The 15,495-nt window shown below is 26.3% G+C and carries 14 protein-coding genes and 2 tRNA genes; 9 read left to right on the top strand and 7 right to left on the bottom strand.

What is annotated here, in order from left to right; genetic code table 11:
* Nucleotides 1-13 precede the first annotated feature (13 nt).
* From H0H44_RS01610 to H0H44_RS01590, 5 genes are all read left to right on the top strand, one after another.
* Nucleotides 14-967 carry an N-acetylornithine carbamoyltransferase gene (locus tag H0H44_RS01610; protein ID WP_185871407.1) on the top strand — a complete coding sequence of 318 codons (954 nt, stop codon included), beginning with the start codon at nucleotides 14-16 and terminating at the stop codon, nucleotides 965-967.
* Entirely contained in the window at nucleotides 967-1,746 is a 780-nt protein-coding gene (argB, locus tag H0H44_RS01605) for an acetylglutamate kinase (RefSeq protein WP_185871406.1), read from the top strand. The genes H0H44_RS01610 and argB overlap by 1 nt, the downstream gene beginning before the upstream one ends.
* Nucleotides 1,737-2,816, top strand: a complete 1,080-nt coding sequence (locus H0H44_RS01600; protein WP_185871405.1) for a M20 family metallo-hydrolase — start codon at nucleotides 1,737-1,739, stop codon at nucleotides 2,814-2,816. Before argB ends, H0H44_RS01600 begins: the two co-directional genes overlap by 10 nt.
* Before the next feature lie 50 nt (nucleotides 2,817-2,866).
* Nucleotides 2,867-3,181 carry a thioredoxin gene (trxA, locus tag H0H44_RS01595; protein ID WP_185871404.1) on the top strand — a complete coding sequence of 105 codons (315 nt, stop codon included), beginning with the start codon at nucleotides 2,867-2,869 and terminating at the stop codon, nucleotides 3,179-3,181.
* A gap of 49 nt (nucleotides 3,182-3,230) precedes the next feature.
* Nucleotides 3,231-3,304, top strand: a tRNA-Asp gene (locus H0H44_RS01590).
* 7 nt (nucleotides 3,305-3,311) lie between these two features.
* On the opposite strand, the gene ribB is transcribed toward H0H44_RS01590, so the two are convergent.
* From ribB to H0H44_RS01575, 3 genes are read right to left on the bottom strand one after another with little or no spacing between them, the layout of a single operon-like run.
* A complete protein-coding gene (gene ribB / locus H0H44_RS01585; RefSeq protein WP_185871403.1) occupies nucleotides 3,312-3,944 on the bottom strand; it encodes a 3,4-dihydroxy-2-butanone-4-phosphate synthase in 633 nt (210 codons plus the stop codon).
* Between the two features lie 38 nt (nucleotides 3,945-3,982).
* Complete coding sequence (locus H0H44_RS01580) at nucleotides 3,983-5,149, bottom strand: LptF/LptG family permease (RefSeq protein WP_185871402.1); 1,167 nt, start codon at nucleotides 5,147-5,149, stop codon at nucleotides 3,983-3,985.
* A 26-nt stretch (nucleotides 5,150-5,175) separates the two neighbouring features.
* Complete coding sequence (locus H0H44_RS01575) at nucleotides 5,176-7,038, bottom strand: DNA translocase FtsK 4TM domain-containing protein (RefSeq protein WP_185871401.1); 1,863 nt, start codon at nucleotides 7,036-7,038, stop codon at nucleotides 5,176-5,178.
* A gap of 122 nt (nucleotides 7,039-7,160) precedes the next feature.
* On the opposite strand from H0H44_RS01575, the gene H0H44_RS01570 reads away from it, so the two are divergent.
* The 3 genes from H0H44_RS01570 to H0H44_RS01565 all read left to right on the top strand — a co-directional run bounded on the left by H0H44_RS01570 (nucleotide 7,161) and on the right by H0H44_RS01565 (nucleotide 8,925).
* Nucleotides 7,161-8,273: a porin gene (locus H0H44_RS01570; RefSeq protein ID WP_185871400.1), complete on the top strand. Its 1,113-nt coding sequence runs from the start codon at nucleotides 7,161-7,163 to the stop codon at nucleotides 8,271-8,273.
* 71 nt (nucleotides 8,274-8,344) lie between these two features.
* Nucleotides 8,345-8,494, top strand: a complete 150-nt coding sequence (locus H0H44_RS03105) for a nicotinate-nicotinamide nucleotide adenylyltransferase (protein WP_317168624.1) — start codon at nucleotides 8,345-8,347, stop codon at nucleotides 8,492-8,494.
* On the top strand, nucleotides 8,443-8,925 hold the full coding sequence (locus H0H44_RS01565; RefSeq protein ID WP_317168623.1) for a nicotinate-nicotinamide nucleotide adenylyltransferase: 483 nt from the start codon (nucleotides 8,443-8,445) through the stop codon (nucleotides 8,923-8,925). Before H0H44_RS03105 ends, H0H44_RS01565 begins: the two co-directional genes overlap by 52 nt.
* Before the next feature lie 2 nt (nucleotides 8,926-8,927).
* On the opposite strand, the gene H0H44_RS01560 is transcribed toward H0H44_RS01565, so the two are convergent.
* On the bottom strand, nucleotides 8,928-9,836 hold the full coding sequence (locus H0H44_RS01560; RefSeq protein ID WP_185871399.1) for a 5'-3' exonuclease: 909 nt from the start codon (nucleotides 9,834-9,836) through the stop codon (nucleotides 8,928-8,930).
* Between the two features lie 25 nt (nucleotides 9,837-9,861).
* On the opposite strand from H0H44_RS01560, the gene metG reads away from it, so the two are divergent.
* Nucleotides 9,862-11,538, top strand: coding sequence for a methionine--tRNA ligase (gene metG / locus H0H44_RS01555; RefSeq protein WP_185871398.1), 1,677 nt, complete (start codon nucleotides 9,862-9,864; stop codon nucleotides 11,536-11,538).
* Between the two features lie 47 nt (nucleotides 11,539-11,585).
* On the opposite strand, the gene H0H44_RS01550 is transcribed toward metG, so the two are convergent.
* From H0H44_RS01550 to lon, 3 genes are all read right to left on the bottom strand, one after another.
* Nucleotides 11,586-11,671: transfer RNA gene (locus H0H44_RS01550), tRNA-Ser, on the bottom strand.
* The gene (gene lysA, locus H0H44_RS01545; protein ID WP_185871397.1) at nucleotides 11,650-12,912 is read right to left on the bottom strand and encodes a diaminopimelate decarboxylase; all 1,263 of its coding nucleotides are present in this window, start codon (nucleotides 12,910-12,912) and stop codon (nucleotides 11,650-11,652) included. Before lysA ends, H0H44_RS01550 begins: the two co-directional genes overlap by 22 nt.
* Entirely contained in the window at nucleotides 12,909-15,311 is a 2,403-nt protein-coding gene (gene lon / locus H0H44_RS01540) for an endopeptidase La (protein ID WP_185871396.1), read from the bottom strand. The genes lysA and lon overlap by 4 nt, the downstream gene beginning before the upstream one ends.
* Between the last annotated feature and the right edge of the window lie 184 nt (nucleotides 15,312-15,495).

Here is a 15,495-nt window from a genome sequence, read left to right as displayed (position 1 = left end):
TATAAATAAGTTTATGAAAAAATTTTTTAGTGTGGAAGATGTGATCAATGTATATGATCTCATCCAAGAGGCTTTACTTTTGAAAAAAAATCCATATGATTTTCAATGTTTTGGAAAAAATAAAACAATAGGATTGGTTTTTTTTAATCCGAGTTTACGTACAAGAATTAGTTGTCAAAAAGCGGCTTTTAATTTAGGATGTAATACTTGGATATTAGATGTTCATAAGGATTCTTGGAGTATTGAAATGAATGATGGAAGTGTAATGAATTTTACACAAGAACATATAAAAGAGGCTATCTCCGTAATGAGTATGTATTGTGATATTCTTGCAGTAAGAACTTTTCCGAATCTTTTAGATCGTAATTATGATTATAAAGAAATTATTTTTAATAAAATATTAGAATATTCAAAAGTTCCAGTTGTTAATATGGAAAGTGCCACATTACATCCTTTACAATCTTTAGCAGATGTTATAACTATTGCAGAATATACATATTTTTTTAAAAAAAAATGTAAAGTAGTATTAAGTTGGGCTCCTCATGTAAAATCACTTCCTCACTCTGTAGCAAATTCTTTTGCTCAATGGATATCAAAAATAGAACAGATAGATTTCACGATTGTGTGTCCAGAAAGATATAATCTATATAAGAAATTTTCTGATGGAGCTTATACGACACATGATCAAAATGAAGCATTTATAAATGCAGATTTTATTTATGCAAAAAATTGGAGTAGTTATTTAGATTATGGTAAAATTCTTTGTAAAAATTCCGATTGGATGATTACTGAAAATAAAATGAAACTAACTAATAAAGCTAAATTTATGCACTGTTTACCTGTAAGAAGAAATATAGTAGTGGAAGATTCCGTTTTAGATAGTCAAAATTCCATTATATTTCAACAAGCAAAAAATAGAATCTACGCTTCACAAATAATTTTTTTAAAAATGTTACAGTCTTTATAATGAAAATCAGTATTGTAAAAATTGGAGGTCATTTAATTAATAGTGCTCAATCTCTTTATGATTCTTTGGAAGCTTTTTGTAAACTAAAAGGATATAAAGTATTGATTCATGGAGGAGGAAAAAAAGCTGATTTTATTTCAGAAAAAATGGGGATTTCACCAAAAATGATACAAGGTAGAAGAATAACAGATAAAGAAACTTTAGATATAGTTGTAATGACTTATGCAGGGATAATTAATAAAAATATTGTATCAATATTACAATCTTATCATTGTAATGCTTTAGGTTTATGTGGAGCAGACGGTAATTGCATTCAATCATGTTTACGTAACATAAAAAATATTGATTATGGATATGTGGGAGATATTAGTATAAAAAGTGTGAATACAGATTTTATAAAATTTTTATTAAAAAATAATATTATTCCTGTATTATGTTCCATTACACATAATGGAACAGGAGATTTACTCAATACAAACGCAGATACAATTGCAGCTTGTACAGCTATAGCTTTAGCCAAGGAAGAATGTGAAGTAGAGTTACATTTTTGTTTTGAAAAAAAAGGAGTTTTAAGAAATATTCATAATTCTGAATCCTATTTTCAAAAAATAAATTTTCATTCATTTCAGAAAATGAAAGAAAATCATACCATAACAAATGGTATGATTCCTAAATTGGAAAATGCTTTTTTTGCATTACAAAATGGAGTATATAAGGTAAGTATAGGTCTACCTAATCATTTAAATGATGTGAATAATAAGACTACGTTATGTCTGTAGTAAATCTACAAGCTTTAAAAGAAGAAGCCATACAACTTCTAATGAAAATTATAAATACGCCTTCTATATCTAAACGAGAAAATAAGGTATCCTTTCTGATAGAAGATTATCTTTATCAGTATGGATTTTGTGTAAAAAGAAAATTTAATAATATATGGACTGAAAATAGTAATTATCCTAAAAAAGAGAATATACGAACTATATTATTAAATTCTCATCATGATACAGTAAAACCAGGTAAAAATTGGATCACAGATCCTTTTAGTGCTACCCAAAAAGAAAATAAACTAATCGGATTAGGTAGTAATGATGCTGGAGCTTCTGTAGTTTCATTGATATCTACTTTTATATATTTAAGTAATTTATCGGAATTACCTTATAGATTAGTTCTTTCTATTACTGCAGAAGAAGAAATATCTGGGGCTTCAGGAGTAAGATCAATTTTATCTGAATTTGGATCTGTAGATTTAGGAATTGTGGGAGAACCAACAAAAATGAAAGTAGCTATTGCTGAAAAAGGATTAATAGTATTAGATTGTATAGCTGAAGGAAAAACAGGACATTCTGCAAGAAATACAGGAGTTAATGCTATTTATATAGCCACAAGAGATATAGAATATTTGAGATGTTTTTCTTTCGATAGAAAATCGGATTTACTTGGTTTTTCTACTTTAAATATAACTCAAATACAAGGAGGAATACAACATAATGTTATACCTGATATATGTTCTTTTGTTATAGACATCAGAACTAATGAATTATATAAAAATGAGGAATTGATTGATATGATACAAAAAAAAATTCATTCTAAAATGAAAACGCGTTCTTCATATTTAAATTCATCTTTTATAAATCCTATGCATCCTATTGTTTTAAAAGCTAAATTGATAGGAAGAAAAACTTATGGATCTCCTACTCTTTCAGATCAAAGCGTAATGCCTTTTTCTACTATTAAAATGGGGGTAGGGGATAGCAGGCGTTCTCATACGTCTAATGAATATGTTTTAATTACAGAAATTATGGAAGGAATAGATATTTATGTTTCTTTATTGAAAGATTTCAACTTTTGAAGTTGAAACAAAAAAAGGTAAATTTGTTATATTTTTTTTATTAAAAAATTATGTTACAAGAAATAAACGATGACAATTTTGAAAAATTGATTTCTGAATCGAAAAAACCTATTTTAGTAGATTTTTGGGCACCATGGTGTGCTCCATGTAGAGCTTTATCTGTTTTATTAGAAGAAATTTTTTCTGAATATCATAATAAAGTATCAATTTTTAAATTAAATGTAGATAATAATCCAAAAACTTCTTCGAAGTTTGGAATACGCAGTATTCCTACTATGATTTTTTTTAAAAATGGAGAAAAAAAAGATTCCCATATTGGAATTCTTTCTAAAGAAGACATTAGGAAGAAATTAGATGCTCTTTAATTGAATTTAAAGAAATTAAATTTTATTTTTACATAATTTAAATCATTTTGGTCTGGTAGTTCAGTTGGTTAGAATACATGCCTGTCACGCATGGGGTCGCGGGTTCAAATCCCGTCCAGACCGCATTTCGTTATTTTTTATATTTCATTTTATATTTAACAAGATCTTTGATAGATATAATTTTCATATGAAATTTTTTGGAAATTTTAATCAATTGTGGTAAACGTGCCATGGATCCGTTCTTATTCAAAATTTCTACCAATACCCCGCCAGGGGCACATCCTGCCATTTTAGTTAAATCAATAGCTGCTTCAGTATGTCCAGGTCTTTCTAAGACCCCTCCTTTTTTTGCACGTAGAGGAAAAACATGTCCTGGTTTGTTGAATGCTTCTGGTTTTACATTATCAACTAATGCAAAAATAGTTTTAGCTCTATCTGAAACAGAAATACCTGTACTAACGCCATTTCCTTGTAAGTCTACGGATACTGTAAAGGCCGTTTTTCTAGGATCTGTGTTATTTTTAACCATCATTTGAAGTTCTAATTGATCACATTTTTCTTCTGTCAAAGAAACACAAACTAATCCCTTACCATGAGTAATGAAAAAATTCACAATTTTAGGAGTTATTTTTTCTGCAGCTATTACAAAATCTCCTTCATTTTCACGATTTTTATCATCAACTACAATAATAATTTTTCCATTTTGTATATCTTGTATAGCTTCTTCAATCCTATTCAAATTTTGGTTTGAATCAAAAACCATATCTATTAATAATATTAATAATTTTATTCATTTATATTTTAAAAATCATCCATTACAGTTTTATAAGTGATCCATATACTTATTGGAAAAAAAACAAAATTTGGAATCCAAGCTCCTATCCATGGGCATATTTCAGCTTTTTCTACTTTATTTTGAGTAATGGTTAATAAAGTATAATAAATAATAAATATAATCAATGCTATCATAGTTGAATAACCAATTCCTCCTTTTCTAATAATAGCACCTAATGGTGCTCCAGTGAGAAACATTATAATGCACGTTATTGGAAACGTAAATTTTTTTTGAAATTCTAATTGTAGTTTAGATAAGTATATTTTGTTTTTGTATGTGTTTTTATAATTTTTTTCCTTTAAAAATTTAATCTTTTTGATAAGATTTTTTGTATTTAAAGTTTGATAAAAATCATAATCATATAAGTTTATTATTTTTGATTCTGAAGGTTCTGAAGGTTTTTTTAAATTTTTGATTAAAGTATCAAATTCTATGATTTGATAAGAAGATTGTTCTTTTTTGAATTCGTTAAAATTTTCACTATATAAAATTCCATTCATTAATTTCAATTGAATAAATTCATCATTGGGAATTAAAATTCCTTTTTTAGAAAAAATAGTGTTGAAAAGCAAATTTTTACCATAGAAAAAAATGGATATTTCACGCAAATAATTTTTGTTTTCTGATTTTCTATCTATTTTTTCTATTTTTATGAAAAAGTTTGGTAATAAATTTACGAAATTTCCTTCCTTTAGTTTTAAAAATGGACAAGTTAACGATATTCTATATCCTAATTTTTTAGCTTTCATTTTTGCTTTTGGAATAACAAAATCTGAAAATAAATACAATACAATAGATAAAAAAAAAGTTATCCACAAAATGGGAATCATAACACGAAAGAGAGATATTCCAGAAGATTTAATAGCGATAAGTTCTTGACTTTCTGAAAGATTTCCAAATATTATAATAGAAGTTAATAACAAGGCGATGGGAGTTATTAATGGTAGAATGGACATCCCAAAATATAATATAAATTTTAATATTATGGGAACACTAATATGTTTATCTGTTAGTTCATCTATTTGACTCCAAAAAAATTGGATCATAAAAATGATAAATATTAAAGAATAAATAATTAAAAAAGGAATTATAAATAAACGAATTATATATAAGTCAAGTTTTTTTATTATCATAATATAATATATGAATTGAAACTTATTTATTGATTTTCATTGATTAAATCCGGTTCTGGCAAAAAAAAGTATTCATTTTTTTTATTTTTTTTTCCATAAAAATCAACAATTTTTTTTAGATCTGATAATTCCACAAATGGACATTGTAATCGTATTAATTCATTTTTATTAGAAAATAGCATATCTCCTTTTCCTATTAATTGTTCAGCACCAGTGCAATCTAATATAGTTCTAGAATCTATTTTGGAACTGACTCTAAATGCAATTCTTGCAGTAAAATTTGATTTTATTAGTCCCGTAATTACATCTACGGATGGACGTTGTGTTGCTATAACCAAATGAATACCTACAGCACGAGCAAGTTGTGCTAACCGGATTATATATGTTTCTATTTGTTTTTTATGATTATTAAAATTTAAATCTGCAAATTCATCAATAATTAATATGATGTAAGGTAAATGGAATTTATTGTTTTTAACATTATTATATTCTTTAATATTTCTAACCTTATGTTTTTCTAAAATATTATATCTTTGATCCATTTCTTTACACAAAGAATTTAATATATTTCTTGCGTCATGTAAATCTGTAATGATGGGTTCTATAGAATTCGGAAGTGCAGCAAAATAAGATTTTGAAATTTTTTTATATATCGATAATTCTACTTTTTTTGGATCAATCAAAATAAACTTTAAATCTTTTGGATTTTTTTTGTATAACAGAAAAACAATCATAACATTTAATCCTACGGATTTTCCTTGACCTGTAGATCCTGCTATAAGTAAATGGGGCATCTTAGCTAGATCTATAATAAAAATATCATTAAATATTGTTTTTCCTAAAGAAATGGGAAGTTCCATTTTATAACTTTTTTTATTACTTTCCTCTGAAAAAAGAATATCTATCATAGATACGGGGGAACGATTATAATTGGGAATTTCTATTCCAATGGATCCTTTACCGGGTATAGGAGCTATGATTCTTATGGATATAGCTGATAAATTTAAGGCAATCTCATTTTTTAAATTCTTGATTTTTGAAATACGTGTTCCCACTTTAGGATATATTTCATATAAAGTTACAGTAGGGCCTACACTAGCTTTTAGTTCACAGATTTCTATGTTATAATAATTCAAGATTTGAATTATTTTTTTTTTATTAGATTCTAAGTTTTTTTCTAAATCAATGGATGAAAAATCTTTCTTTTTTTTTTTTTTAGAAAAAATAGAATGAAGAATGTTTTTTTCTTGATTGAAATAAGAATCTATCTCTGGTTCTGTTTTCGATAGAATTCTTGTTTTTAAAAAATTAAAAAATTGCAATCTTCTTTTATTTTGTATTTTTTTTTTTATGTTTGTAAAATTGATACGGAAAATGATGATACAATAAAAAATGATACTTGTAAAAAAAAGCATATATAATCCAATTTTTCCAAATAAATGAATCAAGTAATTTCCTATTTCAAATCCAAAAATTCCGCTTAATATTCCTTTATCAGGAATAATAGTATAAAAAAATATGGGAAGCCATATGCTAGAGAATAACAATTTATATATTGTAGATTGGTAAAAATTATTTACCAGTTTTCTCTTAAACAAAAGGATTCTTAATCCGGTTAAAAATAGGAATATAGGAATAAAAAAGGCACTAATTCCTATTCCACAGTGAATAAAATAGTGAGATACAGTAGCACCTATTTTACCAAGTAAATTTTCTGCTATGATTTCTTTATCAAAAAGTTTTTCAACCTGACTTTGATCACTTTCCCAATGAAAAAGAAAAGAAAAAAAACTTAAAAATAAAAAAAAGCTATTTCCTAACAAAAAAAATCCAAAAATGATTTTAAAAGTTTTTTTATTATTTACTTCTTTTATTTTTTTTTTATCCATTTTTTTTGAATTTCAAGAAAAAATTTAATCTTTTATTTGTTATTGGTTTAAAAAGAGTTTTTTATACTGTAAAATTTGTTATATTATGTATATTAATGTCATTGAACAATAAAATTAAAAAAATGAGAAAAACAAAAATTATTTTCCTTGTTCTTTTTTTAGGATTTTTTTATCCTTTTCATAGTTTTGCAAAAATCATAAATCAAAAAAAAACAACGGATGAAAATCCTCATTTTCATATATTTTTAGATTTTTCTGGTAGTATCAAATCCATATCCAGAAAAGAATTTATTGAAGAATCTTGTTTTTCTGAAGATAAATTCAATTTGGAATTGATAGGAAAAGCTACTGATAAAATCAGTTATCATTTTGTCAAAACATTCAAAAATACAATAAAAAATCCTGAAATAGTTGATTTAGCTTATTTAAAATACAAGTGGAACGATAAATCTTATTTTTTGTTTGGAAAACAACCTCTTACTTTTAGTAAAGTAGAACATATTAATAATGTACATAAAAATAATGGAAATGCTTTTGGATTCAGTTTTCTTTATTTTCCTATAAAAGATCATGAGTTCCAATTGCAAATAGTTAATGATGTTGTGAATAAAAAAACGGAATATGATGATAATGAACATATTATTTCTGAAGTGAAAAAACCTATGGGATATTCCATGATTTGGAATTGGAATTTAAATCAAGTGATACAAAATAAATGTTCCTATGCTATTTTTCAACAAAAAGAGAAGGGAAAATATTGGAAACTACTAGTTTTAGGTAGTAAATTAAATTGGAAACCCGTTACCATAGAAGCAGAATATATACTTAGCAATGAAGATCTAGAAAAAAATATGAATGTAACAAAACAAATACAATCCATCAGTGATGATAAATATTTTATTTCTGCAAAATATGGAACTTATTTTGTAAAACTAAAATACAACTTTCTTCCAAAATGGAATTTTATTGCTGAAGGAGTATATGAGAAGGGTTTCTCTAAGGATGCAGTTTTTAATGAATTTGTGGGAGAAAATGAATTATTTAAAAGAGAATATGTATATTATGGAGGAATAGAATTTGTTCCTACCATAAAAAAAAATAAAAATGATGATCTTAGTTTTTATTTTTCATGTCGAAATCAAATAATAAATTACAGGTTCCCTAAAATGAAAGAGAAAAATGAAAATAATTATTTTATCGTTTTAGGATTGAATTATCGTATTAAAATGATTTAAAAAAATAATCATAAAAAATATCGAGACGGCAGTCATGTAGGCTCGGTATTTTTTTATTTTGATTGGTCAACATGAAAATAGGACTTTATTTTGGATCATTCAATCCTATTCATTTAGGACATACAATTATTGCTAATCATATAACGGAATTTTTAGATATAGACAATGTATGGTTTATAGTATCCCCTCAAAATCCATTAAAAAAAAAAAGAATCTTTTAGATTATAAACATAGAATAGAAATGGTTCGAAAAGCTGTTTATGATTATGAAAAGATGAGTGTTTTGGATATTGAATATGGATATATTCCTTCTTATACAATTCATACACTTCACAATATAGAAAAAAAATATCCTAGAAATCAATTTTCTATCCTTTTAGGAAAGGACTCATTTTTTTCTTTAAGAAAATGGAAGAATTATAAATTTATTTTAAATAAATATGATATTTTAGTTTATCCTAGAATTGGATCTTTTTATCACACTATTTTTAAATCCGAAAAGGGTAATATAATTTTTTTGGAAGCTCCAATCATTGAAATATCTTCTTCTTTTATCCGAAAATCTATTCAAAAAGGAAAAAATATGAAACCTATGCTTCATGCAGAAGTTTGGGATTATATGAATAAACATAAATTTTATATAAAAAAATAAAATTATTCTTTTATTTTAAATTTATAATATTCATGAGCTTTTTTTAACAATTTTATAAATTCCAGTTCTTGGAATATTTTTTTTATGGAACACCAATTTGGTTTTTTGATATAAAATTTTTCTTCATGAAAAGAAAAAGAAGGAATATTAGTAACAATAGTAATTAATTTTTTTGATAGAATACCTAATTTTTTATTTTTTTCGATATTTTTTTTAATTTTTCCATTTAAATCATGAGTCGAATTTAATAATTTCTCAATACTTCCATATTTTTGAATAAATTTTATGGCATTTTTTATTCCAATTCCTGGTAATCCTGGTATATTGTCAGAAGGATCCCCCATCATACTCCATAAATCTATAATTTGTTTTGGATGATTCACTCCAAATTTTTTTTTTATTTCTTCAATTCCCAATATTTTTTTTTTTTTTCCTTTAAAAGGTGGTATATAAACTTTAATATTTTCTGTAATCAATTGAAAAAAATCTTTATCTAAAGTGATTATATATATGATATATCCTTTATTTTCTGCTTCTTTAGCGATTGTTCCGATAAAATCATCTGCCTCATATCCATTTGGAGCATAAAAAAAAGAAATTTGAAAAGTTTTTAAAATTTTTATAATATAAGGAATAGCCATGTAAATAGCTTCTGGTGTCTTTGTTCTATGCGCTTTATAATTGTCATATTCTTTTTTTCTAAAAGAAATCCCTATACTGGGATCAAAAATAATAGCCATATAAGATGGTTTTTCATTATTTAATATATTTATTAAAAAATATGTAAAATTTACGATAGGAGAAGTATTTAGTCTTGTAGAAGTGAAAAGATGATTGTGTCTATAAGCATAATAACTCTGATAAATGAGAGGGTATGCATCAATTAAAAATAATTTTTTATTATTATTCATATATCAATTTTATACTTGTTATATTATGAAAAAATCAAATAAATATACAGTTACTGCGGCATTACCTTATGCAAATGGACCAATTCATATAGGACATTTGGCAGGAGTTTATTTACCTGCAGATATTTTTGTTCGTTATCTTAGACGAACAAAAACAGATGTTATTTTTATATGTGGGTCAGATGAACATGGAGCTCCTATAGCTATACAAGCAAGAAAAGAAAAAAAAACTCCTCAAGAAATAGTAAATAAATATCATTACATGATTAAAGATTGTTTTAACAATTTTGGTATACAGTTTGACCACTATTCCAGGACCTCTTCAAAAATTCATCACAAAATTTCTACTTCTTTTTTTAAAAAACTTAGTGAAAAAAAAAAGATTTTTGAAAAAGTATCTGAACAATATTATGATCCAAAATTTAAACAATTTTTAGCTGATAGATATATGTCTGGGACATGCCCCCATTGCAAAAATAAAGAAGCTTATGGAGATCAATGCGAAAATTGTGGAAGATCGATTACACCTGAAGATTTAATACATCCAAAATCAACCATAAGTGGAAGTTCTCCAACTTTAAAAAAAACTAAACATTGGTATATTCCTTTAAATCAATATCAAAAATTCTTGGAAAAGTGGATTTTGATTAATCATAAAAAAGATTGGAAAGTGAATGTTTATGGACAAGCAAAATCTTGGTTAGATCAAGGATTAAAACCTCGTGCTATAACAAGAGATTTGAATTGGGGAGTTCATGTTCCAAAACATAAAGAAAAAGTTCTCTATGTATGGTTTGAAGCTCCTATAGGATATATCTCTTCTACTATAGAGTGGGCTAGACAAACAAAAATAGATTGGAGACCTTATTGGAAAGATAAAAAAACCAAATTAATTCAGTTTATAGGAAAAGATAATATTGTTTTCCATTGTATTATTTTTCCAGTTATATTGAAAGCATATAATAGTAGATATATCCTTCCAGATCAAATATTGGCTAATGAATTTCTTCATTTGGAAAACAAGAAAATATCTACTTCTAAAAATTGGGCTGTATGGGTTCATGAATATTTAAAAGATTTTCCCAATCAACAGGATACCCTTCGTTATATTCTTATAGCTAATATGCCTGACAGAAAAGATCATAATTTCAATTGGAAAGATTTTCAAAGAAAAAATAATACTGAATTGGTTTCTATATTAGGAAATTTTGTACATAGAAGTCTAACTTTAACACAAAAGCACAATAAAGGTGTTATTCCTCATCCTGAAATGTTATCTATAAAAGATAAAAACATTTTAAAAAAGATCAAAAATTATCCAGAATATATAGGTAAATTAATTGAATCCTATCAATTTAAAGAATCTTTAGCATGTTTTATGGATTTAGCTAGACTAGGAAACAAATATTTAACAGATGAAGAACCTTGGAATAAAAAAAAAGAACAACGTGTCAACACTATACTTTATGTATCAATGCAAATTGTTGGTATGTTAGCTCAACTATCAGAACCTTTTCTACCACATACAGCAAAAAAATTGTTAGATATGCTTCGTTTGAAAACTTTTTTTTGGAACAAAATAAAAAATATGGAAGAAATTTTATGTCCAGGACATATCTTAGGACAGATCACATTTTTATTTAAAAAAATAAATAATGAAAGTATTAAAAAACAGATACAAAAATTAAAAAAAAATATATGAACAAATTTAATTATTTACGCAAAATTTTATACACGTTGTATTATAAGCGGAGAGAGAGGGATTCGAACCCCCGGAGGTGTGTTACCTCAACGGTTTTCAAGACCGCCGCAATTAACCACTCTGCCATCTCTCCATATTATATATATCTATTATATTTCTTAATATATCTTGCATTGTTTCTCTTTTTCTTATAAGAAAATCTTTTCCCTTAAAAATCATAACTTCAGAAGGTTTATAACGAGAATTATAATTAGAAGACATAGAAAAACAGTATGCTCCCGCATTTTTAATGCACAATATATCTCCTTCACGAATTTCTTTAACTTTTCTATTTAAACCAAAAGTATCCGATTCGCAAATATATCCTACAACTGTATAAAAACGAAAACGACCATTGGGATTAGAAATATTTTCAATACAGTGATAAGCATCATAAAACATAGGACGTAGAAAATGATTAAATCCTGAATTTACTCCTGCAAATACAGTAGAAGTAGTATGTTTAATAACATTAACAGTAACTAAAAAATATCCAGATTCACTAACTATAAATTTACCTGGTTCAAAAATCAAAGTAATTTGATTCCCATAGTTAGAACAAAAATTTGAAAATTCTTTTGTGATTGAGGAACTTAAAGAATTAAGATCCGTTTTTAAATCATTTTTTCTATATGGAACTTTAAAACCACTTCCAAAATTAATATAATCAAGATTTGGAAAATCAATAGCTATTTGAAATAATATTTTTGCTCCTGATAGAAAAACTTTGATATTTGATATATCTGATCCTGTATGCATATGAAATCCTTCTATTTTAAGTCCGGTATTGTTTAATATTCTTTTGATATGAGGAATTTGATAATAAGAAATTCCAAATTTAGAATCAATGTGTCCTACTGAAATTTTAGAATTTCCTCCTGCCATAATATGCGGATTAATTCTGACTCCTATAGCATAATCAGGGTAATATTCTCCAAATTGTTCTAAAATAGACAGATTATCTAGATTGATTCTGACTCCAAAATCAACAGCCTTTTTTATTTCTTGAATAGAAACACAATTAGGTGTAAATAGAATTTTTTTAGGATGAAAACCTGCTTTTAATCCTAGTTCTACTTCCTGAATAGATACAGTATCTAACCCACTTCCTAAGTTTTGCAAAAATTTTAATATATTCAGATTTGTATTAGCTTTACAAGCATAATTAATGATAAAATTTTTTATACCACTAAAAGCATTTTTCATTTTTATATATTGTTTCTTTATTTTGCAAGAATCGTATACGTAAAGTGGAGTCCCATATTTTTTTGCAAGTTGAATTAAATATTCTCTAATTGGAAAACTTTTATTTTTTAATTCTAATTTGGACATCATAATAAAGATAAATGAATCACATCATTCATATTTCTAACATAATCAAAGGTTAGTCCTTTTAAGTGTTCTGGTTTAATTTCTTCTACGTCTTTTTTATTATCCTGCGAAAGAATAATTTCTTTAATATTAGCACGTTTAGCTGCTAGAATTTTTTCTTTAATTCCACCAACAGGCAAAACCTTACCTCTTAGAGTTATTTCTCCTGTCATTGCTAAATGAGATCTTAGTTTTCTTTTAGTAAAACTTGATACTAGAGACGTTAACATTGTTATTCCTGCCGATGGGCCATCTTTAGGAACTGCTCCTTCAGGAACGTGAACATGTACATTTTTTTTTTCAAACATTATGGGATCTATGTTAAATTCTTTGTAATGAGCTTTTATATATTGCAAAGCAATTGTTGCAGATTCTTTCATGACCTCTCCTAAATTTCCAGTAATACTTAAGTGACCTTTACCTTTAGATAAACTGGATTCAATATATAAAATATCTCCACCAAAATGAGTCCAAGCTAAACCAGTAACAACACCTGGTACGTTATTTTCTTCATAACGATCTGGATCATTGGGTATACCAAGAATATTTTCCATTTTTTCAATACTCAAATGTTTTACATATTTTTTTTTCATAGCAATATGTTTAGCTACATAACGTGCTAATTTAGCAATATGTTTTTCCAAAGTTCTCAATCCAGATTCTCTTGTATAACTTTCAATAACTTTTTCTATTTGTTTTGTACCAAGTACTAAATCTGATTTTCTTAAACCATTATCTTTCAGTTGTTTAGGTAAAATATGTTTTTTTACAATTTTCGTTTTTTCTTCTACAGTATATCCATTCATTTCTATAACCTCCATCCTATCTATTAGAGCTGGTTGAATATGGGAAAGAGAATTTGCTGTAGCAACAAACAATACTTTTGATAAATCATATCCCATTTCTAAAAAATTATCGTAAAAAGAGGTATTTTGTTCAGGATCTAAAACTTCCAACATGGCAGAAGAGGGATCTCCATTTGTTCCTATCCCCATTTTATCAATTTCATCTATAACAAAAACAGGATTTGAAGTTCCTACTTTCCGAATAGATTGTAGTAGCCTACCAGGCATTGCTCCTATATAAGTTCTTCTGTGCCCACGTATTTCTGATTCGTCATGTAATCCTCCCAAAGAAATACGAACGTATTTTCTTTTTAGTGCAGTAGCTATAGATCTTCCTAAAGAAGTTTTTCCAACTCCAGGTGGACCATAAAAACACAAAATAGGAGAACGCATATCTCCTCTTAATTTTAATACAGCTAAATATTCTATAATACGTTCTTTTACTTTTTCCAATCCATAATGATCTCTATCTAATATTTTTTGTGCATATTCTAAATCAAAATTGTCTTTTGAATATCTATTCCAAGGAAGATCAATCATTAATTCCAAATAATTCCTTTGTACTGTATATTCTGGCATTTGAGGATTTGTTCTTTGCATTTTTATCAATTCCCGATCAAACTGTTTTTTTGCTTCCTTTGGCCATTTTTTTCTGGAAGCTTTAGTACGCATTTCATCTATTTCTTTTTCATAAGAAATATCTCCTAGTTCTTCTTGTATGGCTTTAATTTGTTGGTGTAAAAAATATTCCCTTTGTTGTTGATCCATATCACTACGAACGCGGGATTGAATATCGTTTTTTAATTTGATTTGTTGATGTTCTACATTGAGAAAACGTAATGTTTCCATTGCTCTTTTTTTTAAATCATCGTATTCTAACAATTTTTGTTTATCTCTAGTGTCTAAATTCATGTTAGCTGCTACAAAATTTATTAAAAAAGAAGGACTTTCTATATTACGAATAGCGATACTTGCTTCTGATGGAATATTGGGGTTATCCTGAATGATTTTTATAGCTATTTCCTTTATGGATTCTACTAAAGCAAGATATTCTTTATCCTTACAGGAAGGTTTATTTTCTTCTAACGCTATAATTTCCGCTTTAAAGTATGGATCATTTTGAATAAAACGATTGACTTTAAATCTTCTTTTTCCCTGCAAAATAACAGTAGTATTTCCATCAGGCATTTTTAATAATTTCAATATTTTAGCAACCGTACCAATAGAGTACAAATCTTTTTCACTAAGATTTTCTATTCCAGAATTTTTTTGCGTTAATACTCCAACTGTTTTATCTAATCTATAAGCATCTTGTAATAATTGTATGGATCCACTTTTTCCTGCTATAATTGGAAAAACAATTCCAGAATACAAAACCATATTTCTTACTGTTAAGATACATAATTGTTCAGGAATATCGTCTTTAAGTAGCTGATCTTCTTCATCTTGACTCATTAATGGTATAAACTCAGCTTCAGACTCGAATCCAGATTCTGTAAATATATTTTTTAATAACATAAAAAAAATAGATTTCTGACTTAAATGATGAATGAATTCTTATCTTAAATATATAATTAATATTTACTTAATTAACTTATTAATAATCAATAACTTATAATATATAATCTATAATCTAAGAATCAATATCCACTTACAAATTAAATATAACTGTTTTCTATATGAAAACAAAATCATCTATACG

Origin of the sequence: Blattabacterium cuenoti, assembly GCF_014252115.1 — a bacterium.
GTDB lineage: Bacteria > Bacteroidota > Bacteroidia > Flavobacteriales > Blattabacteriaceae > Blattabacterium > Blattabacterium cuenoti_AK.
Note: the sequence above shows the minus strand (reverse complement) of the source record. Positions and strands in the feature narration are given on the sequence as shown.

Bases quoted from the DNA above. Each gene is read 5' to 3' on its own strand.
- H0H44_RS01610 (WP_185871407.1), top strand. From the start codon at position 14: ATGAAAAAATTTTTTAGTGTGGAAGATGTGATCAATGTATATGATCTC.
- argB (WP_185871406.1), top strand. From the start codon at position 967: ATGAAAATCAGTATTGTAAAAATTGGAGGTCATTTAATTAATAGTGCT.
- H0H44_RS01600 (WP_185871405.1), top strand. From the start codon at position 1,737: ATGTCTGTAGTAAATCTACAAGCTTTAAAAGAAGAAGCCATACAACTT.
- trxA (WP_185871404.1), top strand. From the start codon at position 2,867: ATGTTACAAGAAATAAACGATGACAATTTTGAAAAATTGATTTCTGAA.
- ribB (WP_185871403.1), bottom strand. From the start codon at position 3,944: ATGGTTTTTGATTCAAACCAAAATTTGAATAGGATTGAAGAAGCTATA.
- H0H44_RS01580 (WP_185871402.1), bottom strand. From the start codon at position 5,149: ATGATAATAAAAAAACTTGACTTATATATAATTCGTTTATTTATAATT.
- H0H44_RS01575 (WP_185871401.1), bottom strand. From the start codon at position 7,038: ATGGATAAAAAAAAAATAAAAGAAGTAAATAATAAAAAAACTTTTAAA.
- H0H44_RS01570 (WP_185871400.1), top strand. From the start codon at position 7,161: ATGAGAAAAACAAAAATTATTTTCCTTGTTCTTTTTTTAGGATTTTTT.
- H0H44_RS03105 (WP_317168624.1), top strand. From the start codon at position 8,345: ATGAAAATAGGACTTTATTTTGGATCATTCAATCCTATTCATTTAGGA.
- H0H44_RS01565 (WP_317168623.1), top strand. From the start codon at position 8,443: ATGGTTTATAGTATCCCCTCAAAATCCATTAAAAAAAAAAAGAATCTT.
- H0H44_RS01560 (WP_185871399.1), bottom strand. From the start codon at position 9,836: ATGAATAATAATAAAAAATTATTTTTAATTGATGCATACCCTCTCATT.
- metG (WP_185871398.1), top strand. From the start codon at position 9,862: ATGAAAAAATCAAATAAATATACAGTTACTGCGGCATTACCTTATGCA.
- lysA (WP_185871397.1), bottom strand. From the start codon at position 12,912: ATGATGTCCAAATTAGAATTAAAAAATAAAAGTTTTCCAATTAGAGAA.
- lon (WP_185871396.1), bottom strand. From the start codon at position 15,311: ATGTTATTAAAAAATATATTTACAGAATCTGGATTCGAGTCTGAAGCT.